General features: G+C 71.2%; 19 protein-coding genes. 13 read left to right on the forward strand and 6 right to left on the reverse strand.

Annotation, left to right across the window (positions count from 1 at the left end; genetic code table 11):
- Positions 1-158: 158 nt before the first annotated feature.
- Genes ACIBG4_RS04780 through ACIBG4_RS04800 form a run of 5 tightly spaced genes read right to left on the reverse strand, consistent with a single transcriptional unit; the run spans position 159 to position 9010 of the window.
- Positions 159-4193 (reverse strand): Ig-like domain-containing protein, encoded by a 4035-nt coding sequence (locus ACIBG4_RS04780; protein WP_397200703.1) that lies wholly within the window; start codon positions 4191-4193, stop codon positions 159-161.
- Between the two features lie 24 nt (positions 4194-4217).
- Positions 4218-6074 (reverse strand): glycoside hydrolase family 127 protein, encoded by a 1857-nt coding sequence (locus ACIBG4_RS04785; RefSeq protein ID WP_397200704.1) that lies wholly within the window; start codon positions 6072-6074, stop codon positions 4218-4220.
- Positions 6067-6831, reverse strand: coding sequence for a carbohydrate ABC transporter permease (locus ACIBG4_RS04790; protein WP_355439644.1), 765 nt, complete (start codon positions 6829-6831; stop codon positions 6067-6069). Before ACIBG4_RS04790 ends, ACIBG4_RS04785 begins: the two co-directional genes overlap by 8 nt.
- On the reverse strand, positions 6828-7742 hold the full coding sequence (locus ACIBG4_RS04795) for a sugar ABC transporter permease (protein WP_310711687.1): 915 nt from the start codon (positions 7740-7742) through the stop codon (positions 6828-6830). Before ACIBG4_RS04795 ends, ACIBG4_RS04790 begins: the two co-directional genes overlap by 4 nt.
- A complete protein-coding gene (locus tag ACIBG4_RS04800; protein ID WP_397200705.1) occupies positions 7739-9010 on the reverse strand; it encodes an ABC transporter substrate-binding protein in 1272 nt (423 codons plus the stop codon). The genes ACIBG4_RS04795 and ACIBG4_RS04800 overlap by 4 nt, the downstream gene beginning before the upstream one ends.
- A 124-nt stretch (positions 9011-9134) precedes the next feature.
- On the opposite strand from ACIBG4_RS04800, the gene ACIBG4_RS04805 reads away from it, so the two are divergent.
- From ACIBG4_RS04805 to ACIBG4_RS04855, 11 genes are all read left to right on the forward strand, one after another.
- Positions 9135-10139 carry a LacI family DNA-binding transcriptional regulator gene (locus ACIBG4_RS04805; protein ID WP_310711685.1) on the forward strand — a complete coding sequence of 335 codons (1005 nt, stop codon included), beginning with the start codon at positions 9135-9137 and terminating at the stop codon, positions 10137-10139.
- Between the two features lie 187 nt (positions 10140-10326).
- Positions 10327-11310 (forward strand): LacI family DNA-binding transcriptional regulator, encoded by a 984-nt coding sequence (locus ACIBG4_RS04810; RefSeq protein WP_397201231.1) that lies wholly within the window; start codon positions 10327-10329, stop codon positions 11308-11310.
- Positions 11311-11416: 106 nt separating this feature from the next.
- Positions 11417-12397 (forward strand): ABC transporter substrate-binding protein, encoded by a 981-nt coding sequence (locus ACIBG4_RS04815; protein WP_310711684.1) that lies wholly within the window; start codon positions 11417-11419, stop codon positions 12395-12397.
- Positions 12398-12465: 68 nt separating this feature from the next.
- Positions 12466-13974, forward strand: coding sequence for a sugar ABC transporter ATP-binding protein (locus tag ACIBG4_RS04820; RefSeq protein ID WP_310711683.1), 1509 nt, complete (start codon positions 12466-12468; stop codon positions 13972-13974).
- The gene (locus tag ACIBG4_RS04825; protein ID WP_355439632.1) at positions 13971-14984 is read left to right on the forward strand and encodes an ABC transporter permease; all 1014 of its coding nucleotides are present in this window, start codon (positions 13971-13973) and stop codon (positions 14982-14984) included. Before ACIBG4_RS04820 ends, ACIBG4_RS04825 begins: the two co-directional genes overlap by 4 nt.
- Complete coding sequence (gene yjfF / locus ACIBG4_RS04830) at positions 14981-15979, forward strand: galactofuranose ABC transporter, permease protein YjfF (RefSeq protein ID WP_397200706.1); 999 nt, start codon at positions 14981-14983, stop codon at positions 15977-15979. The genes ACIBG4_RS04825 and yjfF overlap by 4 nt, the downstream gene beginning before the upstream one ends.
- A gap of 42 nt (positions 15980-16021) precedes the next feature.
- Positions 16022-17671 (forward strand): ribulokinase, encoded by a 1650-nt coding sequence (gene araB, locus ACIBG4_RS04835; protein WP_310711680.1) that lies wholly within the window; start codon positions 16022-16024, stop codon positions 17669-17671.
- An 8-nt stretch (positions 17672-17679) separates the two neighbouring features.
- Positions 17680-18327: an L-ribulose-5-phosphate 4-epimerase gene (locus ACIBG4_RS04840; protein WP_397200707.1), complete on the forward strand. Its 648-nt coding sequence runs from the start codon at positions 17680-17682 to the stop codon at positions 18325-18327.
- Positions 18324-19781: an L-arabinose isomerase gene (araA, locus tag ACIBG4_RS04845; protein WP_310711678.1), complete on the forward strand. Its 1458-nt coding sequence runs from the start codon at positions 18324-18326 to the stop codon at positions 19779-19781. Before ACIBG4_RS04840 ends, araA begins: the two co-directional genes overlap by 4 nt.
- Positions 19781-21010 carry an FAD-binding protein gene (locus tag ACIBG4_RS04850; RefSeq protein WP_397200708.1) on the forward strand — a complete coding sequence of 410 codons (1230 nt, stop codon included), beginning with the start codon at positions 19781-19783 and terminating at the stop codon, positions 21008-21010. The genes araA and ACIBG4_RS04850 overlap by 1 nt, the downstream gene beginning before the upstream one ends.
- Positions 21011-21066: 56 nt before the next feature.
- Entirely contained in the window at positions 21067-21459 is a 393-nt protein-coding gene (locus ACIBG4_RS04855) for a DUF3224 domain-containing protein (RefSeq protein WP_397200709.1), read from the forward strand.
- A 21-nt stretch (positions 21460-21480) separates the two neighbouring features.
- Here ACIBG4_RS04855 and ACIBG4_RS04860 read toward each other — a convergent pair whose 3' ends face one another.
- Positions 21481-22500 carry a helix-turn-helix domain-containing protein gene (locus ACIBG4_RS04860; RefSeq protein ID WP_397200710.1) on the reverse strand — a complete coding sequence of 340 codons (1020 nt, stop codon included), beginning with the start codon at positions 22498-22500 and terminating at the stop codon, positions 21481-21483.
- 42 nt (positions 22501-22542) lie between these two features.
- On the opposite strand from ACIBG4_RS04860, the gene ACIBG4_RS04865 reads away from it, so the two are divergent.
- The gene (locus ACIBG4_RS04865) at positions 22543-23562 is read left to right on the forward strand and encodes a type III polyketide synthase (RefSeq protein WP_397200711.1); all 1020 of its coding nucleotides are present in this window, start codon (positions 22543-22545) and stop codon (positions 23560-23562) included.
- Positions 23563-23595: 33 nt separating this feature from the next.
- Positions 23596-24138: a TIGR03086 family metal-binding protein gene (locus ACIBG4_RS04870; RefSeq protein ID WP_397200712.1), complete on the forward strand. Its 543-nt coding sequence runs from the start codon at positions 23596-23598 to the stop codon at positions 24136-24138.
- Positions 24139-24302: the final 164 nt, after the last annotated feature.

Consider the following 24302-nt stretch of genomic DNA (forward strand, 5'->3'; position numbering starts at 1 on the left):
CCGGGCCCCCCCCCCCCCCCCCGCCGCCCGGCGCTGCCCCCCCCCCGCGCCCCCCCGGGGGGGGGCCCCCCCCCCCCCGCCGGGGGGGGGGGGGGGGGGGGGGCCCCCCCCCCGCGGGGGGGGCCCCCGGCCCCAGGTCTCATCGGACGGCCGTGTGTCTACTCGACCGTCACGGTCGCCTTGGCCTGGAGCGTGGTGCCGGCCACCTCACCGGTCACCGTGAACGTGCCCGGCCTGGCGTACTGGTCGGCGCCGACCGCGGCCCACGTCACCGCGACGCCGCTGTCCTTGGAGCCGTCGTTGTAGGTGGCGACGACCGTCGCCGGCAGCGCCGGAGCCGTGCCGGCGCGGGTGCGCACCGCCTCCTCGGCCAGCGAGGTGATGGTCACCGCCCCCGTCGTCCTGACGTACACGGTGGCCTGGACCGGCTGCCGCAGGCCCTCGGCGAGGCCCGTGACGGTGAAGCTCGTGCCGCCCGTCCTGACCTGGTCGGCCGTCACCTGCTGCCAGGTCACCGCCGCCCGGCCGCGCACCCCGTCGTCGTACAGCGTCTCGACCGTGGCGGGGAGCTGGGGCAGCGTCCCGGCGAGCGTCGGGACGTGGACCGGCCGCACCGAGTCCGGCGGCACCGCGTACGTCTTGACCTCCAGCAGCCCGACCGACGCCTCCGCCGCTTCGAGCTGGACGCGCAGCTTCGTCGTCGTGACCGTGTCGAAGGCGACCGTGTTGTAGGCGTCGGCGGCCGCCGGGTAGGACGCGACGCCGGTGACGTCGGCGAACTCCTGGCCGTTCCACGCCTGGATCTTCCACGACTTCGGCACGCGGACGCCGCCCCCGTCGTCGAAGAAGTACACGTCGGCCTTGTTCACCCGCACGGGCGAGGGCCATTCGAGCTGCACCCACTGCGTGCCCTGCTGCGGCCAGGTGCCCCAGCGCGGGTTGGCGCCGTCGTTGGAGCGGGGCGGGTCGATGCCGTCGTTGACCGCCGTCACCTTCTCCCACGAAGAGGTGTAGGAGGCGGTGGGTGTGGCGTACGGGGCCACGTTCACCTGGGCGCCGAGCGCGCCCGCGGTGACGGTCACCGTGGCGGTCGTCTGCTTCGCGCCGTCGGAGGCGGTCAGCTTGAGCCGGTACGTGCCCGGCTCGGTGAACGACACGACGGTGCTCGTCCCGGCCGGGTCGGTGAAGAACGCCTCACCGGGCCCGTCCACGACGCTCCACTGCGTGGTGAGCGTCCCCGACGGCAGTCCGTCGTCCTTGACCACGGCGTCCAGCTTGGCCTGCCCCGGCCGGTTGAAGGACGGGTCGGCGACGGCCAGCACGTACGGCGGGGCGTTGCCCGCCCGCGGCGCGTCCTCGCCCGTCGCGTACGCCTGGACCTCCTTCAGCCCGGTCGCGTACCCCGGGCGGTGGGTGACGAGCACCCGCAGCTTCGAGGTGACGACCTTGGGGAAGCGGATCGTGTTGAGGTTGGCCCGCGGGTGCACCGGCTCCCTGGCCTGCCCCGGCACGTCCTTCCAGGCGTCGCCGTCCAGGTACTGCACCTGGTAGAACGCGGGCTCGCTGTAGCCGCCCGGCTTGCGGTCGTTGGTGAAGTACAGCCGGACGAGGTCCACGGGCTTGGCCCCGCCGAGGTCGGCCGCCAGCCAGTCCTGCGGCTTGCCGGAGCCCTTGCTGCCCCAGAACGGCTCGTTGATGGTGAACCCGTCGGCCGCCGGGGCGGCGTCTCCGTGGGAGGCCGTGGCGCCGGTGACCAGGTTGGTGCCGGCGGAGCGCAGGTCCACGCCGGCCTTCTGGAACAGGTCCTCGACCCTGGCGCCCTTGAGCTTCACGTCGGCGGGGGCGCGCATGGCCGGCGCCTTCTCGCTGTGCAGGACGGTGACGCCCGTGGCGCCCTCGACCTTGCCGGTCGCCGGGTCCCAGGTGGCGTGCGCCAGCCCGGACAGGGTGACCTTGCGCTTGCCGTCGACGAGGATCGAGTAGCCCTCGGGCACGCCCTTGTAGTGGGTGGTCCCGTCGCCCGGCTTGTCCCAGACGATGGTCAGGTCGTCGCCGCGGTAGTCGATCCCGTTGACCGTGAAGTGGTCCCAGCCGATGTCCACCGGCCACAGCTCGACCTTGCCGTCGGAGCGCGGGCGCAGGCCCATCACGTCCTCGATGACGGTCCAGTTGCTGCTGCCGAGGATCGTGTGGTGGATCCACGAGCGGTAGTCGATGCTCTTGGTGGCCGGGTTCCAGTTGGCCCAGAACTCGTTGGCGTCGGGGTAGCGGGTGTCACCGCCGACGAACTGCGACCAGGCGTTCCAGTACAGGAGCTGCTTGTACTGGTCGGCCGTGATGTACGGCGAGGCGTACTCGCGCAGCGCCTTGGAGAACAGCGCGAAGTTCCGGGTGGAGTTGATCTGCGAGAAGTTGTTCGACCCGGGCTTGCCCTGGGCCGCGGCCTCCGCCTTGTCCTTCTGGTTGGCCGTGTAGGCCGGGAAGATCGGGTACTCGGCGGGGTCGGCCCACAGGCGCAGCGCCTCCCGGTACTTCGGGTCGTCCGTGGGCACCAGTCCCGTGGCGTACGGGATGTAGTTGTTCGACTCCTTCCACGGGATCAGGTTGCCCGTCTGGAGGTCGCGGTGCTTGAACAGCTTGTCCTTGTCGTCCCAGAGCAGGGACAGGATGCCGCTCTTCACCTTGTCGGCCACGCCGCGCATCTCGGTGGCCTTCGCCGTGTCGCCGATCAGCGCGTACGCCTGGGCCGCCGCCATGGCGTTGGCGTACACGTAGGCGCCTTCGAGCCGCTCGTTGGCCCGGTCGTAGTAGTGGAACGACACCGCGTCGGCGTCGTTGCCGGTCATGGCCTCCCAGTCGTACTCGATGACGCCGTTCTTGTTGGAGTCGTAGGCGTTGAGCTGCCCGTAGACGTCCTTCTCGGCGTAGCGGGCCAGGTTGCGCAGGACGCCGGGCTGGCCGCCGTGGAGCTGGTAGCTCTCCAGCGCCGCGGCCGAGATGTACTGGGTGTAGCTGTTCGACCAGTTCTCCGGGTCGCCGGGGTTGTCGGTGTACTTGGAGTTGCGCGACACCTCGCCCGCCGACACCCACGGCCCGTACGAGTAGATCGGGTCGCGCAGGTACTTGAGGTCCTGGATGAACATCGGCACGGTCAGCACGATGGCGTTGTTGTAGCCGAGGGCTCCCTCGACCGACGTCGGGAACTGGAAGTCGTTGCCCGGGATGTCGGCGTCGAGGAAGTTGAACCTCATCAGCCACCAGCGGTAGTACACGAACTTCTTGATGTTCTCGTCGGGCACGTCGATGTAGGGCAGGTTCTCCGCCCACCAGGCGTTGTAGTCCTGGAGCTGCCGCTTGAGCGCCTTCTCGGGCGAGCGCCCCCGGTAGCCGTCGTACTCCGTCCGGGAGCCGGGCAGCTCCTCGGTCACGAAGCCCATCTGGACCTTGGTGGTCGCGGTCTGGCCGGGCCCGAGGGTGAGCGTGCCCCTCAGCTCGCCGTCCGCGGCCTTGAGGCCGTCGCCGCTGAGCCGCGGGAAGATCGTGGTCAGGCGGTTCTTGGCGGTGACCACGCCGGTCAGCTCGCGCTCGCCGTCGGCGGTCCTCGCGTACGGCGAGACGACGCTGACGGGAACCTCCCGCCGGTCCGTGCCGGTGTTGGTGACGGCCAGCGTGGTGACGGCGACGTTCTCGTGGGTGATGAACTTCTTCACGCTCACCGACAGGCCGTCGCCGGTGTACGCGCCGGTCCAGTGGCTCGGCATCTGCAGCCGCTTGGCCTTGTCCTCGGCGAGGCCGGCGCCGAGGGAGATCGTGTAGGCGTCGCGGTTGTCGACGCTCTCCCAGTAGGCGACGCTGCCGCCGAAGCCGAGCTTGGCGGGGTCGTGCTCCTTCATGAACAGCGCCCGGCCGCGCGACATCAGCCAGTCGCCCGCCGGGTCGTCACCGGGGCGGGCCAGCATGCGGTCGATCCAGTAGGAGTCGCCGCCCTTCTCCTTGTTGTAGATCTCCTCCATCATCTTGCGCGGGTGGTAGCCGACGGGCTCGTCGGGCACCGGGTCCGCGCCGGTGAAGACCGGCATGCCCAGGCCGTCCTCGGCCGCCCGGGCCGTCACGGCGGAGGCGGCCGGCGGGGTGCCGGCGAGCAGTCCGCCCGCCAGCGTCACGGCGACCAGACAGGGCAGGGTTCTACGCACGGGGGTTTCCTCCAGCGGGGGGTGTCACTCGGCGATGGGAAGCCAGACGCGCATGGTGGCGGGGCCGCGGTTGCCCCACCGGTGATAGGGGACGAGCCGCAGCGCGGTGTCCGTGCCGCCGGTCGCGTGGTCCGGGTCGGGGCCGTACGGCCAGCCGTTCCCGGAGGGCGCCGCATGCACGGCGGCGACCTCCAGCTCGACCGCCTCGCCGCCGGCCGGGCCGTGGTCCACGTCGTCCTCGGCAGGGCCCGCCTGGGCAGGCGCGGCCTCGGCGGGCGGTGACGACACGCGGACGGTCAGGTGCGCCAGCGGCGGCTCGTCGCCGACCGACTCCGCGCAGTACACGATCGGTCCCCGCTCCACCGCCGCGCAGCCGCGCAGCGCGTCGACCCGGCGGTCCGGGAACGTCCAGCGCGGCGCCATGGGCAGCTCCAGCCGGATCTCGTCGCCGGCCTTCCACGGCCCCTCCGCCGCCGCGTAGCCGGGCGCGACCTCGCGGGCGGGGCCGGAGCCGTGGGAGAGCGTGGCGCCGGACGCCCACGAGGGCACCCGCAGCGACACGGTGCCGGCGCCGTCCTCCAGCACCCGCACGGTCACGCCGCCCGTCCACGGGTAACCGGTCTCCACGCGCAGCGCCAGGTCGCCGTGCCGGATCTCGGCGGGCGTGTGGTGGTGGATCCGCACCCCGCCGGGGTCGGCGGCGGCCACGTAAGCACCCAGCGACGCGAGGGTGCGGGCGATGTTGTTCGGGCAGCAGGAGACGTCGAACCACTGCGAGCGCAGGCTGCCCTCGGCCGCGTGGTTGACGCCCTGCGGCGGCTCGGCGGCCACCCGCACGTGCAGCGGGTTGGCGTAGAAGAACGATCGGCCGTCCAGCGCGACGCCGGTGGCCAGCATGTTGTACATCGTGCGCTCGGCCACGTCGGCGTACCTGGCGTCGCCGGTGGCCAGCAGCAGCCGGTGCGCCAGCATGATCGAGGCGATGCTCGCGCAGGTCTCGTTGTACGCGCGGTCCGGCGGCAGCTCGAAGTCCTCGCCGTACGACTCGTCGGCGTGCCGCGAGCCCATGCCGCCGGTCAGGTGGGTGCGCCGGGCCAGGGTCCGCTCCCACTGCGCCTCGACGCTCTTGAGCAGCTCCTGGTCGCCGGTCTCCACGGCCACGTCCACCACGCCGGAGGCCAGGTAGAGGGCGCGGACGACGTGCCCGCGGAAGACCTGCGCCTGCCGTGCCGGGACGTCGTCCTGGAAGTAGGCGCGGCCGAAGGGGATGTCGCCGAGCGCGGGGAGGCCGCGGCGCTCGACGAAGCGGCGGGCCATCTCCAGGTAGCGCTCGGCGCCGGTCGCCCGGTACAGCTCGACCAGGGCCATCTCGATCACCGGGTGGCCGCAGGTCTCGGTGGTGTCCATGAAGCGCCGGCACACGTGGTCGGCCGCGCGGACGGCGATCTCGGTCAGCCGGTCCTCGCCGTGCATGCGCAGCCGGGCCACGCCGGCCTGGATGAGGTGGCCGTAGCAGTACAGCTCGTGGCCCCACTCGAAGTCGGTGTAGCGGTTGCCGCTCCACCGCGTGTTGAGGTAGCCGTCGCCCTCCTGGGCCCGGCCCACGGTCTCGGCCAGCTCCGGCAGCGCCGGGTGGTCGGCCCAGGCCATGCCCTCCAGCAGCTTGTAGATCTCCGAGTCGCTGAACTCGCGGCCCCTGCGCGGGCGCTGCCCGCGGAAGTTGCCGATCCAGCCTTCACGCTCCATCCACTCCTGGCAGTGCGCGATGGTGACGTCCCGGTTGAGCGCCGCCCGGTCGCCCCAGAAGCCGGGGGCGAGCCGTACGGAGTCGAGACCCAGAGGGGAGAGCATGCCCGAGGAGGGCAGGACAGGGTTAGCCACGCAGAGCTCCCGACATGAATCCGCGCACGTAGTGGCGCTGGAGGACGATGAAGAGGATGAGGCACGGGAGGGCCATGACCATGACGCCGGCCTGGAGCATCCCGTAGTCGATCGCGCCGAACGTGCGCTGGGTCATGCTGACCACCGCCACGGGCAGCGTGAACGACGCGCCGTCGTTGAGCAGGATGAGCGGGGCGAAGAAGTCGTTCCACGAGGCGAGGAAGGCGAACAGGCCCACCGTGACGAGCGCCGGCCGCACCGCGTGCAGCAGGATGCGGGAGAACGCGCGGAACGTGCCGCAGCCGTCCACGAGCGCCGCCTCCTCCAGCTCGCGCGGGATCGCCTCGAACGCGTTGCGCATCATGAACAGCGCGAACGGGAGCTGGAACATGACGAACACCAGTGCCAGCCCGACCAGCGAGTTCTGCAGGCCGATGTAGCCGAGCAGCACGTACAGCGGGATGAGGATCGTCGCGTACGGCACCATGAGGATCGCCAGCGTGGCCAGGAACAGCAGGTTCTTGCCGGGGAAGTCGAAGCGGGCGAAGGCGTAGCCGCCGAGCGCCGACACCACGAGCGTGCCGCCGACGGTCATGACCGACACGAGCACGCTGTTGGTGGCGTACGTGCCGAGCCCCTCGCCGAACCCGGCCATCTCCACGTAGTTGGACGGGTCCTCCAGCGACGCCCAGCCGCTCCACACCAGCGGGAACAGGAACAGCACGGCCAGGGCCGCAAGGGTGAGGTGGCGTGTCACCGCAGCCTCCGCATCATCAGGGCGTTCAGCCCGACCAGGCCCACCAGCAGCACGACCGACAGGGCCGCGGCGCCGCCGAGGTCGAAGCGGAAGAACGCGTCGCGGTAGACGACCATGACCATGGAGACGGTGCTGTTGTCGGGGCCGCCGTTGGTGAAGATGAAGAACTGGTCGAAGGCCAGCAGGGAGCCGGTGACGCTGAGGATCAGCATCAGGGCGAGCGTGGGCCGCAGCAGCGGCAGCGTGATCCTGGTGAAGATCTGCCAGCGGCCGGCGCCGTCGCTGCGGGCCGCCTCGTAGACCTCGATCGGGATGGCCTGGAGCCCGGTCAGCAGGATGAGCATGTTGAACCCGGCGAAGCGCCACAGCACCAGCGCGATCGTGGAGAACAGCGCCATGTTCGGCGTGCCGATCCACTTCACCGGCTCGTGGGTGATGCCGAGTCCCTGCAGGATCGGGTCGATGGGGCCGAAGTCGTTGTTGAGCATGCCGTAGAAGAGCAGCGCGGCGGCGGCGAAGCCGACCGCGCCCGGCAGGAAGAACGCGGTGCGGAAGAAGGCGACGCCGGGCCTGCGCTCCTGCACCAGCAGGGCGAGTCCGAGCGCCACCGTCGACAGCAGCACCGTGGTGATCACGGTGTACTTCAGCGTGAAGAGCACCGCGTCGAGGAACAGCGGATTGTCGGCGATCTTGGCGTAGTTGTCCGGGGCGTTGAAGCGGGCGGGGCCGAGAAGGGGCCAGCGGTTCAGCGACATCCAGACCACCAGCACCAGGGGCACGAGGAAGAGCACCCCGACGATGGCGGCGGTGGGCGCCGCGTACAGCCAGCCCTGGACCTTCTTGCTGCGCCATCGGGCGGGCGGCGCGCCGTGCGCCGCCCGCCGCCCGGTACGCGTGAGCGTCAACGTCATTGCTGCAGCGACTTCGTGATCTCTGCGTTGAGCTGCGGCAGCTTCGAGGCGTCACCGAAGATCGCCTCGCGGGCGAGACGCAGCCACGGCCCCTGCGGGTCGTTGTACGTCTGGCCGAAGCGCGGCGCGAACGGCGTCTGCCCCTTGGCCACCAGCGAGTTGATCAGCACCACGCGGGGGTCCTCGGAGGAGTACTTGTTGCCGGCCAGGTCGGTGCGGGCGAGCACGTCCTTGTTCTTGGCCATGACCTCGACCTGCGCGTCGTCCGACATGGTCCAGGACAGGAAGTCCCAGGCCGCGTCGGCGTTCTTCGTGGTGGAGGAGATGCCGACCGAGTCACCGCCGACGAAGGTCGACTCGCCGCCGTCCGGGCCGGCGATCGGGGTGACGCCGATCTTCATGTCCTTCGGCATCAGGCCGAGCGTTGTCGAGGGCATCGGCATGACCCCGATCTCGCCCTTGGGGAAGAAGCCGGTCCAGGTCGGGCCCTGCTCCTCCTTGGCCGTGGGGCCGACGGCCTTCTTGTCGTACATCTCGCGCCAGATCTTGAAGACGTCGGTCATCGGCGGCTGGTCGTTGAGCGACGTCGTGCCCTCGGCGTTCATGACCTGGCCGCCGGCCGCCCAGACCGAGGGCCAGAAGGTGAAGACGTAGCAGCCGCCGCAGTTGCCGCCGAAGAACGTGCCGTGGACCTTGCCGTCCTTGCCGTCCTTGCCGAGCTTCTCCTGGATGGTGGTGGCCTGCTGGGCGAACTCCTTGAGCGTCTTCGGCCCCTTCTCCGGGTCGAGCCCGGCCTTCTCGTACAGGTCCTTGTTCCAGAACCAGACCGACAGGTCGAGCGTGTGCGGCAGCGTGTACTGCCGGCCGTCCATCGTGCCCAGCTTCATGTGCGAGGGCGCCAGCTTGTCCTTGTACGGCAGAGCGGCGATCCTGTCGGTGATGTCCAGGAACAGGCCCTGCGAGGTGTAGTTGGGGACGAAGATGACGTCGGCGGCGAACACGTCGGGAAGCTGCTTGGCTCCGGCGGCGGCCGCGATGCGGGGCTGGTAGTTGTCCGTCGGGATGACGGTCAGCTTGACCTGGTTCTTGTGGCTGCTGTTGTAGGCCTTCACCAGCCGCTCGCTCTGGGCCTGCGTGGCGGCGCGGGTCCACATGGTGATGGTGACCGGGCCTTCGGAGGGCTCGGCCGATGATCCGTTCCCGCCGCCACAGGCTGATGTGAGCGCTAACAGTCCGAGGATGGCGATCCCGGCCAGCCGTCGTCTCATGGTTGTCTCCTTCGGGACCCCCGAGAACTAAAAGGTTTTCGGAAACGTAGAAGAAACATCCGGGCCTGTCAATGGGTGTTAAGGTGCCTCGCAGTTGTCAGGTGACTGAAAAGGGTTTCGAAACATGGCGGGTAGGCGCGTGACCATCAACGACGTGGCCTCCCTGGCGGGGGTGTCGATCGCCACGGCCTCCAAGGCGCTCAACGGGCGGCACGACGTCCGGGCATCGACCCGCGACCGGGTGCTGGCCGCCGCCGCGGAGCTGTCCTTCCAGCCGAACGCCCTGGCGAGGGGCCTGCTGTCGGGGCAGACGCGCACGGTCGGGCTGCTCACCTCCGACAGCGTGGGCAGGTTCGGGATACCCGTGCTGCTCGGGGCCGAGGACGCGTTCGGCGCCGGGGAGATGGCGGTGATGCTGTGCGACGCGCGCGGCGACGCCATCCGGGAGCAGCACCACCTGCGCGCGCTGCTGTCGCGCCGGGTGGACGGGATCATCGTGGTGGGGGAGAGCACCAACCCGCGGCCCTCGGTCAGCAACGACGTGCCGGTCCCGGTCGTGTACGCCTACGGGCCCTCCGACGACCCGGAGGACGTCTCGTTCGTGCCCGACGACGTGGGCGGGGCCGTGATGGCCGTGGAGCACCTGCTGGCGCTCGGCCGGCGCCGCGTCGCGCACGTCACCGGTCCCCGCCACTACAAGGCGGCCCGCGACCGCGAGGAGGGGCTGCGGATCGCGCTGGAGGCGGCCGGCTGCGAGCAGGCCGGCGACACGCTCTGGGGCTCGTGGTCGCAGCGCTGGGGCAGGCACGCCGCCGAGATGCTGCTCATGGCCGAGCCCGAGGTGGACGCGGTGTTCTGCGGCAGCGACCAGATAGCGGCCGGGTTCGTGGAGGCGGCCCGCGAGCGGGGCCGTTCCGTGCCCGCCGACATCGCGGTGATCGGCTACGACAACTGGGAGGTGCTGTCCACCGAGGCCCGGCCCGCGCTGACGACCGTGGACATGAACCTGGAGCTGCTCGGCCGCACCGCCGCCCAGCACCTGTTCGCGGCCATGGACGGCAGGGCGACGCCCGGGGTCCACCGCATGCCGTGTCACCTGGTGATTCGCGACTCCACCGCCGCCGCGTGAGGTTTCCCCGCGCTCATCGGGCCTGAGTGCCCGTACGGGCGATCACAAGCGCGCATGTGACGTTTCCGTAATCCCGCGAGCTCTTGACGAGACCCGTTGTTAACGTTCACAGTCTTCCCAGGCCCAGCGTGAGGGGCCGGGGAAGGAGCACTTCGTGGGATCGACGCAAGCCCGGCGCGCGCCGGTCATGGCGGACGTCGCCCGGGAGGCCGGCGTGTCCCACCAGACGGTCTCACGTGTGCTCAACGAGCATCCCAACGTGCGCAGCGAGACCCGCACGCGGGTGCTGGAGGCGATCGACAAGCTGGGCTACCGCCGCAACCTCGTCGCCCGCGCCCTGGTGACCAAGCACTCCCGCACGCTCGGCGTCGTCAGCTTCGACACCACCCTGTACGGCCCGGCCAGCACGGTGTACGGCATCGAGCAGGCCGCCCGGGCCGCGGGCTACTTCGTCAGCATCGTCAGCCTCAAGTCCATCGACAGGAGCGGCGTCCGCGACGCCCTCGACTACCTGGCCGACCAGGGCGTCGACGGGATCGTGGTGGTCGCCCCGCAGCGCTCGGCGGCCCAGACGCTGGCCGACCTGCCGCTCGGCGTGCCCACCGTGGCGGTCGAGGGCGGCGAGGCCGGCGACGTGTCGGTGGTCTGCGTGGACCAGGTCGAGGGCGGCAGGCTCGCCACCGAGCACCTGCTCTCGCTGGGTCACGAGACCGTGTGGCACGTCCGGGGCCCGTCCGACTGGCTGGAGGCCGAGGGCCGCGTGGCCGGGTGGCGGGCCGCGCTCGCCCAGGCGGGCCGCGAGGCTCCCGAGCCGCTGGCCGGCGACTGGAGCCCGCGCTCGGGCTACGAGGCGGGCCGCAGCCTGGCGTCCATGACGGGCGTGAGCGCGGTCTTCGTGGCCAACGACCAGATGGCGCTGGGCGTCCTGCGGGCGTTCTCGGAGCAGGGGGTGAAGGTGCCCCACCAGGTGAGCGTCGTCGGCTTCGACGACATCCCGGAGTCGGAGTTCTTCTCGCCTCCCCTCACCACCATCAGGCAGGACTTCGACGCGGTCGGCCGGAACAGCATCGAGGTGCTCCTCCGGCAGATCGAGGGCGAGGGCGCGCAGGCGTGCGAGCGTCTCGTCGTCCCGCCGGCCTTCGTGGCCCGTGCCAGCACGGCACGGGTCTGACCAGACACCTACGACCTAGACCATCGGGGACATCGGGGACACGGAAAGCGGGCGCTCTCGTCAGCTCGCTGATGTTAGCGCTCACATCGAGAAAGAGGGACACCACGTGTTGAAGAGGATCTCGATGCTGGCGCTCGCCGGCCTCGCCGCCGTGACGGTGGCCGGGTGCGGCGGCGGCAGCGGCGGCAGCGGCTCGGGCGGCGGCGACGGCTCGATCACCATGGGCTTCTCGCAGGTCGGCGCCGAGAGCGGCTGGCGGACCGCGAACACGAAGTCCGTGCAGGAGGCGGCCAAGACGGCCGGCATCACGCTGAAGTTCTCCGACGCCCAGCAGAAGCAGGAGAACCAGATCAAGGCGATCCGCTCCTACATCCAGCAGAAGGTGGACGTCATCGCCTTCTCGCCGGTGGTCGAGTCGGGCTGGGACACCGTGCTCAAGGAGGCCAAGAACGCCAAGATCCCGGTCATCCTCACCGACCGGGCCGTGGACTCCAAGGACACCAGCCTCTACAAGACGTTCCTCGGCTCCGACTTCGTCGAGGAGGGCCGCAAGGCCGGCAAGTGGCTGACCGAGGAGTACAAGGACGCCAAGGACACCGTCAACATCGTCGAGCTCCAGGGCACGACCGGCTCCGCTCCGGCCAACGACCGCAAGGCCGGCTTCCAGGAGGTCATCGGGGCGGATCCCAAGTTCAAGATCATCGCCTCGCAGACCGGCGACTTCACCCGCGCCAAGGGCAAGGAGGTCATGGAGGCGTTCCTCAAGGCCAACCCCGACATCGACGTCCTCTACGCCCACAACGACGACATGGGCCTCGGCGCCATCGAGGCCATCGAGGGCGCGGGCAAGGTGCCCGGCAAGGACATCAAGATCATCACGGTCGACGCGGTGCACGACGGCATGCAAGCGCTCGCCGACGGGAAGATCAACTACATCGTCGAGTGCTCCCCGCTGCTCGGCCCGCAGCTCATGGACCTCGCCAAGAAGGTCGTCAAGAATGAGAGCATCCCGGCCCGCGTGGTGACGGAGGAGACGACGTTCACCCAGGACCAGGCCAAGACGGCGCTGCCCGAGCGCAAGTACTGACCGGTGGCCGGGCCGGTCCCCCGACCGGCCCGGCCGCGCAGATCACGCGAACAGGAGGGGGCGCCGCGATGGACGTACCCGCTCCGGTCCTGCGGATGAGCGGGATCGGCAAGCAGTTCCCTGGAGTGAGGGCACTCGACGGCGTGGACCTGCGGCTGCTGCCGGGCGAGGTCCACGCGCTCATGGGCGAGAACGGCGCGGGCAAGTCCACGCTGATCAAGGTCCTGACCGGTGTCCACTCCGCCGACACGGGCACCATCGAGCTGGCCGGCCGGACCGTGTCCTTCGCCGGCCCGCTGGAGGCCCAGCAGGCCGGCATCAGCACCGTCTACCAGGAGGTCAACCTCTGCGCCAACCTGTCGGTGGCGGAGAACATCTTCATCGGCCGCGAGCCGCGCCGCCGCGGCCGCATCGACTGGAAGCGGATGCGGGCCCGCGCCGCCGAGCTGCTGAACCGGCTGGAGCTCGACATCGACGTCTCGGCGCCGCTGTCGTCGTACTCCCTGGCGCTGCAGCAGATGGTGGCCATCGCCCGCGCCATCGACGTCGAGGCCCGGGTGCTCATCCTCGACGAGCCCACCTCCAGCCTCGACGCGGGCGAGGTCGGGCAGCTCTTCCGGGTGATGCGGCGGCTCAAGGAGGAGGGCATCGCCATCCTCTTCGTCTCCCACTTCCTCGACCAGATCTACGAGATCTCCGACCGGATGACGATCCTGCGCAACGGCCGGCTCGTCGGCGAGTACCTCACCAGCGAGCTCAGCCAGGTCGGGCTCGTGGCCAAGATGATCGGCCAGGAGCTGGCCGAGCTGGAACGGCTGCACGGCGAGGCCAGGACCTTCGACCGGCCGCTGGTCGAGGCCCGCGAGCTGGGCCGGGCCGGCGCCGTCGAGCCGTTCACGCTCACCATCCACGAGGGCGAGGTCGTGGGCCTGGCCGGGCTGCTCGGCTCCGGCCGTACCGAGATCGCCCGGCTGCTGTTCGGCGCCGACCACGCGACCAGCGGCGAGGTGGCGGTCGGCGGCGAGACCGCGGCACTGCGCACGCCCCGCGCCGCCATGGCGCACCGCATCGCGTTCTGCTCCGAGAACCGCAAGCGGGACGGCCTCATCCCCGACCTCACGGTCCGCGAGAACATCGTCCTCGCCCTCCAGGCGACCCGCGGCTGGACCCGGCCGGTGCCCCGCGACCAGCAGGACGAGCTGGTGAGCCGCTACATCAAGGCGCTCAAGATCAGCCCGCCCAACCCCGACCATCTCGTGCGGAACCTCAGCGGCGGCAACCAGCAGAAGGTGGTGCTGGCCCGCTGGCTCATCCTGGAGCCGCGGCTGCTCATCCTCGACGAGCCCACCCGCGGCATCGACGTGGGCGCCAAGGCCGAGATCCAGCGGCTCGTCGCCGAGCTGTCCGGCGGCGGCATGGCCGTGCTGTTCATCTCCGCCGAGCTGGAGGAGGTGCTGCGGCTCAGCCACCGGGTCGGCGTGCTGCGCGACCGCAGGCTGGTGGCCGACCTGCCCAACGACGACACCCTCACCACGGACGTGCTCATGGAGACCATCGCGAGCGGGGGACGGGCATGAAGCGACTCCTCTGGCCGCTGCTGATCCTGGTGGCACTGCTGGCCGTCAACCTCTTCTTCACCCCCTCCTTCCTGTCCGTCGAGATGAAGGAGGGGCACCTCTACGGCAGCCTCATCGACATCCTGCGCTTCGGCGCCCCCCTGATCCTCGTCTCGCTCGGCATGACGCTGGTCATCGCCACCGGAGGCATCGACCTGTCGGTCGGCTCCGTGGTGGCGATCTCCGGCGCGCTGGCGTGCCTGCAGATCAGCGACGACGCCGGGGTGTTCACCGCCGTGGTGCTGGCACTCGGGCTGTGCCTGCTGCTCGGCGCGTGGAACGGCTTCCTGGTGGCCGTCGTGGGCATCCAGCCGATCATCGCCACACTGATCCTCATGGTCGCCGGGCGCGGTCTGGCCCAGCTCATCACCGACGGCCAGATCATCACGATCAACGACCCGTCCTACAAGCTCATCGGCGGCGGCTACCTGCTGACCGTGCCGTTCGGCATCCTGCTCGTGCTCGTGGTGCTCGGCGTCATGGCGTTCCTGACCCGCCGGCTGGCGCTCGGCATGCTCATCGAGTCGGTCGGCGGCAACGCCGAGGCCAGCCGGCTCGCGGGCATCCGCTCGCGCGGGATCGTCATCACGGTGTACGCGGTCGCCGCGCTCTGCGCGGGCGTCGCCGGGCTCATGATCAGCTCGAACGTGTCCAGCGCCGACGGCAACAACGCGGGCCTGTGGATCGAGCTGGACGCCATCCTGGCGGTGGTGATCGGCGGCACCTCGCTGGCAGGGGGCCGGTTCTCGCTGGGCGGCACCGTGCTGGGCGCGCTCATCATCCAGACGCTGACGACCACGATCTACTCGGTGGGCGTGCCGCCGGAGACCACGCTGCTGTTCAAGGCGCTCGTGGTGACGGCCGTCTGCCTGGTCCAGTCGCCGAAGTTCCGCGACAAGGTGTTCCGCCGTGCCGGGCCCGCGGTCCCGCCGCGCCCGGCGGCCGAGGAGAAGGTGCGGGTGACGGCATGACGACGGCCATCCTCGACCGGGTGCGCGACCGGGGCCGGTCCGTCCCGGCCAAGTACGTGCCGGTCCTCGTGACCGCCGGGCTGTTCGTGGCGATGTTCGTGGCGGGCGGCATCCGCTACGAGGGGTTCGCCAGCGGGCAGGTGATCCTCAACGTCTTCATCGACAACGCCTTCCTGCTGGTGGTCGCGGTCGGCATGACGTTCGTCATCCTGACCGGCGGCATCGACCTGTCGGTGGGGTCGGTCGTCGCGCTGTCCACGATGATCTCGGCCAGCCTCATGGCCGGGCCGGGCTGGCCGCCGTACCTCGTGGTGCCGCTGGTGCTGCTCATCGGGTCGGCGCTGGGGCTGGTGATGGGCTACATCGTGCACGCCTTCGACATCCAGCCGTTCATCGTGACGCTGGCCGGCATGTTCCTGGCCCGGGGCCTGTGCTACACGATCGGCACCGACTCGATCCCCATCGAGGACCCGACGTTCACCGCCTTCGCGCAGACCAGGATCGACCTGTTCGCCGACCTGTGGATCTCGCCGAGCGTGGTGATCGCGGCCGTGGTGGTGCTGGTGGCGGCGTACGTGCTGCACTACACCCGGCTCGGCCGCACGGTCTACGCCACCGGCGGCAGCGAGCAGTCGGCCCTGCTCATGGGCCTGCCGGTGGGGCGGACCAAGGTCGCGGTCTACACGATCAGCGGGTTCTGCTCGGCGCTCGGCGGGGTGCTGCTGTCGTTCTACATGCTCTCCGGGTACGGCCTGCACGCCGTCGGCATGGAGCTCGACGCCATCGCGGCCGTCGTCATCGGCGGCACCCTGCTGACCGGAGGCTCCGGGTTCCTGCTCGGCACCGTCCTCGGCGTGCTCGTGCTGGGGCTGATCCAGACCGTGATCAGCTTCGAGGGCACGCTGAGCTCCTGGTGGACCAAAATCTTCATCGGGTTGCTGCTGTTCGTGTTCATCCTGCTGCAGCGTCTATTCTCGGCGCGGCGCCGTAACTGACCGTTCGTGCGGCGTCTGCCGTACCCGACCGTGGGAGTGTGTGTGAGCGTTAACAATGACCGCTATGTGATCGGCGTCGATTTCGGCACGTTGTCGGGACGCGCCGTGGTGGTGCGCGTCGGGGACGGCGCCGAGCTGGGCACGGCCGTCCACGAGTACGCCCATCGCGTCATCGAGGAGCGGTTGCCCGGCAGTGACGTGCGGCTCGGGCCCGACTGGGCCCTGCAGTCGCCGCACGACTGGCTGGAGGTGCTGAGGACCGCGGTGCCCGAGGCCGTGGCCGCCGCCGGGGTGGACCCGGCCCAGGTCATCGGCATCGGCACGGACTTCACCGCCTGCACCGTGCTGCCGGCGACGGCCGCCGGCACACCACTCTGCTTCGAGACGCCCGAGCGGCCGCACGCCTGGCCCAAGCTATGGAAGCACCACGCCGCGCAGGCCCACGCCGACCGCATCAACGCGCTGGCCGCCGAGCGCGGCGAGGCGTGGCTGCCCCGGTACGGCGGCAAGATCTCCTCCGAGTGGCAGTTCGCCAAGGGTCTCCAGGTGCTGGAGGAGGACCCGGAGGTGTACGAGCGGGCCGAGCGCTGGATCGAGGCCGCGGACTGGATCGTCTGGCAGCTCACCGGCGTCGAGAGCCGCAACGCCTGCACCGCCGGCTACAAGGGCATCTACCAGGACGGCGCCTACCCCGCCGAGGAGTTCCTGGCCGCGCTCAACCCCGGCTTCGCCGGCTTCACCGCCAAGCTGGCCCACGAGATCTCCCATCTCGGCGGGCTCGCCGGCCGGCTGACCGCCGAGGCGGCCGCCTGGACCAAGCTGCCCGAGGGCATCGCCGTCTCGGTCGGCAACGTCGACGCGCACGTCACCTCCGCCGCGGCCGACGCCGTCCGGCCCGGCCAGATGGTCGCCATCATGGGCACCTCCACCTGCCATGTCATGCCCTCCGACCAGCTCGCCGAGGTGCCGGGCATGTGCGGCGTGGTCCGCGACGGCATCGTGCCCGGCCTGTGGGGCTACGAGGCCGGACAGTCGGGCGTCGGCGACATCTTCGCCTGGTACATCGACAACTCCGTGCCCGCCTCCTACACGCGCGCCGCCGAGGAGCGCGGCCAGACGGTCCACGCGTACCTGACCGAGCTGGCCGCCGCCCAGGAGGTCGGCCGGCACGGCCTGGTCGCGCTCGACTGGCACAACGGCAACCGCTCGGTGCTGGTGGACCACAACCTGTCCGGCGTGATCGTCGGCCAGACGCTCAGCACCCGGCCCGAGGACGTGTACCGGGCGCTCATCGAGGCCACCGCGTTCGGCGCCCGCGTCATCGTCGAGACGTTCGAGGCGTCCGGCGTGCCGGTCGAGGAGTTCGTGGCGGCGGGCGGGCTGCTGAAGAACCACTTCCTCATGCAGGTCTACGCCGACGTGCTGCGCCGCCCGATCTCAGTGATCGGCTCGGAGCAGGGACCGGCGCTCGGCTCGGCCATCCACGCGGCCGTCGCCGCCGGCGCGTACGCCGACATCGAGCAGGCCGCGGCCGCCATGGGCACGCGCCGCGAGAACGTCTACGTGCCCGACGAGGGCCGGGCCGACGCCTACGACAAGCTCTACGCCGAATACCGCACACTGCACGACTACTTCGGGGACGGACGCATGCTGCACACCCTGCGGAAGATCAGGAACGAGGCCGGCGCATGATCCAGCGCATGAGGAGGACGGTCAGCGACCTGCACGCCGAGCTCGTACGCAACAACCTCGTCGCGTGGACCGCCGGCAACGTCTCCGGCCGGATCCCCGGCGAGGAGCTGTTCGTCATCAAGCCGTCCGGCGTGAGCTACGACGAGCTGGGCCCGGAGAACATGGTCCTGTGCGACCTCGACGGCAACCTCGTCGAGGGCGACCACTCGCCCTCCAGCGACACCGCCGCGCACGCCTACGTCTACCGCAACATGCCCGAGGTCGGCGGCGTGGTCCACACCCACTCCACCTACGCCACCGCGTGGGCCGCCCGCGGCGAGGCCATCCCCTGCGTGCTCACCGCGATGGCCGACGAGTTCGGCGGCGAGATCCCGGTCGGGCCGTTCGCCCTGATCGGCGACGACTCCATCGGCCAGGGCATCGTCGAGACCCTCAAGGGCCACCGCTCGCCCGCCGTGCTCATGCGCAGCCACGGCGTCTTCACCATCGGCAAGGACCCCAAGGCCGCGGTGAAGGCCGCCGTCATGTGCGAGGACGTCGCCCGCACGGTGCACGTCGCCCGCCAGCTCGGCGAGCCGCTGACCATCGCACAGGACGACATCGACCGCCTGTACGACCGCTACCAGAACGTATATGGACAGAGGAGCCCGCGTTGACCATCTGGTTTCTGACCGGCAGCCAAGGACTGTACGGAGAGGACACGCTTCAGCAGGTCGCCGAGCAGTCCCGGCGCATCGCCGAGGCCCTGCCGGTGCCCGTGGAGTGGAAGCCCGTGCTCACGGACGCCGCGGCCATCCGGCGCGTGATGCTGGAGGCGAGCGCCGACGACTCCTGCGCCGGCGTCATCGCCTGGATGCACACGTTCTCGCCGGCCAAGATGTGGATCGCCGGCCTGGACGCGCTGCGCAAGCCGCTGCTCCACCTGCACACGCAGGCCAACGTGGAGCTGCCGTGGAGCTCCATCGACATGGACTTCATGAACCTCAACCAGGCCGCCCACGGCGACCGCGAGTTCGGCCACATCCAGACGCGGCTCGGCGTCGCCCGCAAGACCGTCGCCGGGCACGTCAGCGACCCGCGCGTCGGCGAGCGCATCGAGGCGTGGGCGCGGGCGGCCGCCGGCCTGGCCGAGGTGCGCACCCTCAAGCTGGCCCGCTTCGGCGACAACATGCGCGACGTGGCCGTCACCGAGGGCGACAAGGTGGAGGCGCAGCTCCGCTTCGGCGTCTCCGTCAACACCTACGGCGTCAACGACCTGGTCGAGGCCGTGGACGCGGCCTCCGACGCCGACGTGAACGCGCTGGTCAAGGAGTACGAGGAGCTCTACCACGTGGCGCCCGTGCTGCTCGGCGAGCGCAGGGAGTCGCTGCGCTACGCCGCCCGCATCGAGCTGGGCCTGCGCACCTTCCTGGAGGACGGCGGGTTCAAGGCGTTCACCACGAACTTCGAGGACCTCGGCGGCCTGCGGCAGCTTCCCGGCCTGGCCGTGCAGCGGCTCATGGCCGAGGGCTACGGCTTCGGCGGCGAGGGCGACTGGAAGACCTCGGTGCTGCTGCGCACGCTCAAGGCCATGGCGCCCGGCGGCGGCACGTCGTTCATGGAGGACTACACCTACCACCTGACGCCGGGCGAGGAGCTGATCCTCGGCGCGCACATGCTGGAGGTCTGCCCCTCGATCGCCGCGGACACCCCGTCGTGCGAGATCCACCCGCTCGGCATCGGCGGCCGCGAGGACCCGGTCCGGCTGGTGTTCGACGCGGCCCCCGGCCCGGGTGTGGTCGTGGGCCTGGCCGACATGGGCGACCGGTTCCGGCTCGTGGCCAACGAGATCGACATCGTCGCCCCGTCCGAGCCGCTGCCCGCGCTGCCGGTGGCCCGCGCCGTCTGGCGGCCCCGGCCGGACTTCCGCACCAGCACCGAGTCCTGGCTGACCGCCGGCGCGCCGCACCACACCGTGCTGTCCACGGCCGTCGGCGCCGAGGAGCTCACGGACTTCTCCGACATGCTGGGCGTGGAGCTGCTGGTCATCGACGCCGACACCACGACCCGGCAGTTCGCCAAGGAGCTGCGCTGGAACCAGGCGTACTACCGGCTGGCGCAGGGCTTCTGATGACGGCGGGGACGACCGCCGGGCCGACCAACTGGGCGGGCAACGTCGCCTTCCGCGCGCCGGAGGTGCGGCGGCCCGCCACGCTGGACGAGCTCCGGCGCCTCGTCGCCGGGAGCCCCCGGGTGCGGGCGCTGGGCAGCGGCCACTCGTTCAACGACGTCGCCGACACGCCCGGCGAGCTCGTCTCGCTGGACCGCATGCCGTACACGCTGGAGATCCACACCGGGGCGGACGGCGCGGCGCGGGCGCGGGTCGGGGCGGGCATGACCTACGCGCGGCTCGCGGCCGAGCTGCACGCGCGCGGGCTGGCGGTGGCCGCCATGGCGTCCCTGCCGCACATCTCGGTGGCCGGGTCGGTGGCGACCGGCACGCACGGCTCGGGTGACGGCAACCGCAGCCTCTCGGCCGCGGTGTCCGGGCTGGAGCTCGTCACGGCCGACGGCGAGCTGGTCTCGCTGGAACGCGGCGACGACGACTTCCCGGGCGCGGTGGTCGCGCTCGGGGCGCTCGGCGTCGTCACGACGCTCACGCTCGACCTGGTGCCGGCCTTCGAGCTGCGCCAGTACGTCCGTGAGGACCTGCCCCGCGACGCCCCGTTCGACGAGGTCATGGCCGGCGGATACAGCGTCAGCCAGTTCACCGACTGGAGCTCCACCCGGGTGTGGCTCAAGCGGCTCACCGAGCTGCCCGACGGCGACTGGCTCGGCACCCGGGCGGCGGACGGCCCGCGTCACCCGGTTCCGGGCATGCCGCCGGACAGCTGCACCGGGCAGCTCGGCGTGCCGGGGCCGTGGCACGAGCGGCTGCCGCACTTCCGGGCCGACGCGCCGCCGAGCAACGCCGGCGACGAGCTGCAGTCGGAGTTCGCGATGCCGCGAGAGTGGGCGGCCGAGGCGCTGGCCGCCCTGTACGCCGCCGGCGACCGGATCCGGCCCGCGCTGCGGATCTCGGAGGTGCGCACGGTCGCGGCCGACGACCTGTGGCTGAGCCCGTTCCACGGGCGTGACAGCGTCGCCGTCCACTTCACCTGGATCAAGGACTGGGACGTCGTGCTCCCGGCGCTGCGGCTGGTGGAGGAGACGCTGGCGCCGTTCGACCCCCGGCCGCACTGGGGCAAGCTGTTCACCCGGTGGCCGGAGCCGTCGGAGCGCTTCGGCGCGCTCGTGCGGGCGTACGACCCGGAGGGCACGTTCGGCAACGACTTCCTCCGGCGGGTGCTGGGGGAGTGAACTGTCGCCGGTCGTACCTGACAGGAGCTGACAGGTACGACCGGCATCCTGGTGCCATGACGGCACACGGAACCTTCGAGACCGGCGGCTGGAATCCCCAGCCGCCCTTCTCCGAGCAGGACGGCGTCTCGCTCGCCCAGATCACGCTCACCAAGACCTTCCACGGCGACCTCGACGGCACCTCGACCGTCACCATGCTGGCCACGGGGACCGAGGTCGAGGACTCGCGCGCCTACGTGGCGGTCGAGCGGATCGAGGGCACGCTCGGCGGGCGCAAGGGCGGCTTCGTCGTCCAGCACACCGCGGTCAGCGAACGGGGGGAGCCGTCGCTGCGCGTCGCCGTCGTCCCCGACTCGGGCACGGGGGAGCTGCGCGGCATCCGGGGCGAGATGGACATCCACGTCGCGCCCGACGGATCCCACTCCTACACCTTCGACTACCGGCTCTGACCCGCGCCCGCAGTGTCGGGGTCACCTCGCCGCGGCGCCTGACGACATGACGTCCTGGCCGGTTCGGGTGGTGAAGGCACGACGGTAGGCCGACGGGGACGTGCGCATCGTCCGGGAGAAGTGCTGGCGGAACGTCACGGGGCTGTCGAACCCCACCGCCGCCCCGATCTCCTCCACCGGCGCGCCCGTGCCCTCCAGCAGGGGCAGGCTGGCCGCCACCCGCTGGGAGATCACCCACTTGAGCGGGGTCGTGCCGGTGCGCCGTCGGAAGTGCCGCAGGAACGAGCGCTCCGACATGTGCGCCACCCGCGCCAGGTCGGCCACGCTGATCGGCCGGGCCAGGTCGGCCAGCGCCCACTCCATCGCCCGCGCCACCGCGCCGTCGTCCTCCAGCGGACGTATCGGGGCCTCGATGAACTGCGCCTGGCCGCCCTCCCGGTGCGGCGCGACGACGAGCCGGCGCGCCACCGCGTTGGCGATCCCCGGGCCGTGGTCGGCGCGCACCAGGTGCAGCAGGAGGTCGAGGCCCGCGGCGCTGCCCGCGCTGGTCAGCACGTCGCCCCCGTCCACGTACAGGACCGAGGCGTTGACCCGCACCTCGGGGAAGCGCCGCTGGAGCAGGTCGGCGTACTGCCAGTGGGTGGCCGCCTCGCGCCCGTCCAGCAGGCCCGCCGCCGCCAGCGCGAACGCGCCCGAGCAGATCGACACCAGCCGCGCCCCGCGCCCGTGCGCCCTCCGCAGCGCCTCGACCAGCGGCGGCGAGACCGGCCCCCGCACGTCGGGCACGCCCGGCACGATCACCGTGTCGGCCGTGGCCAGCACGTCCAGCCCGTGCGCCGCCTGGACGGTGAACCCGCCGACCGCGCGCAGCGGCTGCGTCGTCTCGGCGCAGACCCTCAGGTCGTACCAGGGCACCCCGAGCTCCGGCCGGGACAGCCCGAAGATCTCCACGGCGCAGCCCAGCTCGAACGGCCCCATCCCGTCGAACGCCAGCACCGCCACGGTCGGCAAAGAAGGGGTGAGCGAGACCGGGATCGGCATGGGCGCATGTTAGCCCGCCCTCCAGAGCGGGAGAAACAGTGCATGCACATATCGGGGGTCCACACCGTTCTTCCTGATCACCGCTACGACCAGGCGGAGATCACCGAGGCGTTCTCCCGGTTGACCGAGGCCGACCGGGACCTCCTGGAACACTTCCAGACCGCCACCGGCGTCCAGGGCCGCAATCTCGCCCTCGCGCTGGAGGACTACGGCAAGCTCGACTCCTTCACCCGCGCCAACGAGACGCACACCGAGATCGCGCTCGACCTCGCCGAGCGGGCCGTCCTCGGCGCCCTCACCAAGGCCGGGCTCTCCCCGGACAAGGTGGACCACCTGGTGTTCTGCTCCAGCACGGGCCTGGCCACGCCGTCGCTCGACGCCCTGCTGGCCCAGCGCGCCGGGTTGCGCGACGACGTCAAACGGGTGCCGGTGTTCGGGCTCGGCTGCGCGGCCGGGGCGGCCGGCCTGGCCCGGCTCAACGACTACCTGCGCGGCTGGCCCGGCCACGTGGCGCTGCTCGTCTGCGTGGAGCTGTGCTCCCTGACCCTCCAGCGCGACGACACCTCCGTCGCCAACCTGCTGGCCGGCGCCCTGTTCGGCGACGGCGCCGCGGCGGTCGTGGCCACCGGGCACGGGGCGGGACCCGAGGTGGTGACCACCCGCAGCAAGCTGTATCCGGGGACCGGGCACCTCATGGGCTGGGAGATCGGCAGGCACGGCTTCCGCGTCGTCCTGGACGACGGGCTCGCCGGCTTCGTCCAGCAGGTGCTGGGCGGCGACGTCAAGGCGTTCCTCGCCGACAACGGCCTGACCCCCGACCAGGTCGGCGCCTGGATCTGCCACCCAGGCGGCCCCAAGGTCATCGAGACGATGGTGGAGGTGCTGGGGGTCCCGCCGTCCGCGTTCGCGGTGACCCGGGAGTCGCTGCGGGAGCACGGCAACCTGTCGTCGGTGTCGGTGCTGGACGTCCTCCAGCGGACGCGCGGCCGGCCGGGGCAGTCCGGGCTGCTGATGGCCGTGGGGCCCGGCTTCTCGGCGGAGCTGCTCCTGCTGCACTGGTGATCGCGCCACCGCGGCGCTGGCATGCTTGGGGTCATGAATGAGACGCTGCCGTTGATGGAACGCGCCGCCGGTCGTACGGCCGACCTGGTGGAGAGCGTCGGCGAGGAGCAGCTCACGCTGCCGACGCCGTGCGCCGAGTTCGACGTCCGGGGACTGATCGCGCACCTGGAGTGGGGGGCGTCGCTGTTCGAGTCGCTGGCCTCCGGCGGGCCCATGATCCCGCAGGGTGAGTACACCGGCGACTTCCGGGCGCGGGCCGAGCGGATGCTGGCCGTCTGGCGCCGGCCGGAGGCATGGGAAGGCGTCAGCGCCGGCATGGGGCTGCCGATGACCACGCTCGCCGCGATGTCCCTGTGCGACCTCGTCGTCCACGGCTGGGACCTGGCCGTGGCGACCGGCAGGCCGTACGAGGTGGACGAGGAGGAGGCGGAGCGGCTGCTCGCGTTCGTCGCGGACATGGCGCCGACGGGGCGCAGGATGGGTGCGTTCGGCGAGCCGGTGGAGGTGCCCGCGGACGCCTCCCATCTGGAGCGCGCCCTGGGCGAGCTCGGCCGCGACCCGTCATGGAAGCCGTGAGGGCCTGACTCCTCGCCCGGGGCGGGAGTGAGCCGGGTGATCCCGGCGGTCACGCCCCGGTCGCGGTTCGCGCTCGCTTGGATCACTCGCCCGGCCACGCGGCGATGGGGAACCGTCGATCCGTGTGGAGGTGGTTCGCAGTGAAATTTCGACCTTTAGCAGCG

It is taken from the genome of Nonomuraea sp. NPDC050383, from assembly GCF_044459125.1.
GTDB lineage: Bacteria > Actinomycetota > Actinomycetes > Streptosporangiales > Streptosporangiaceae > Nonomuraea.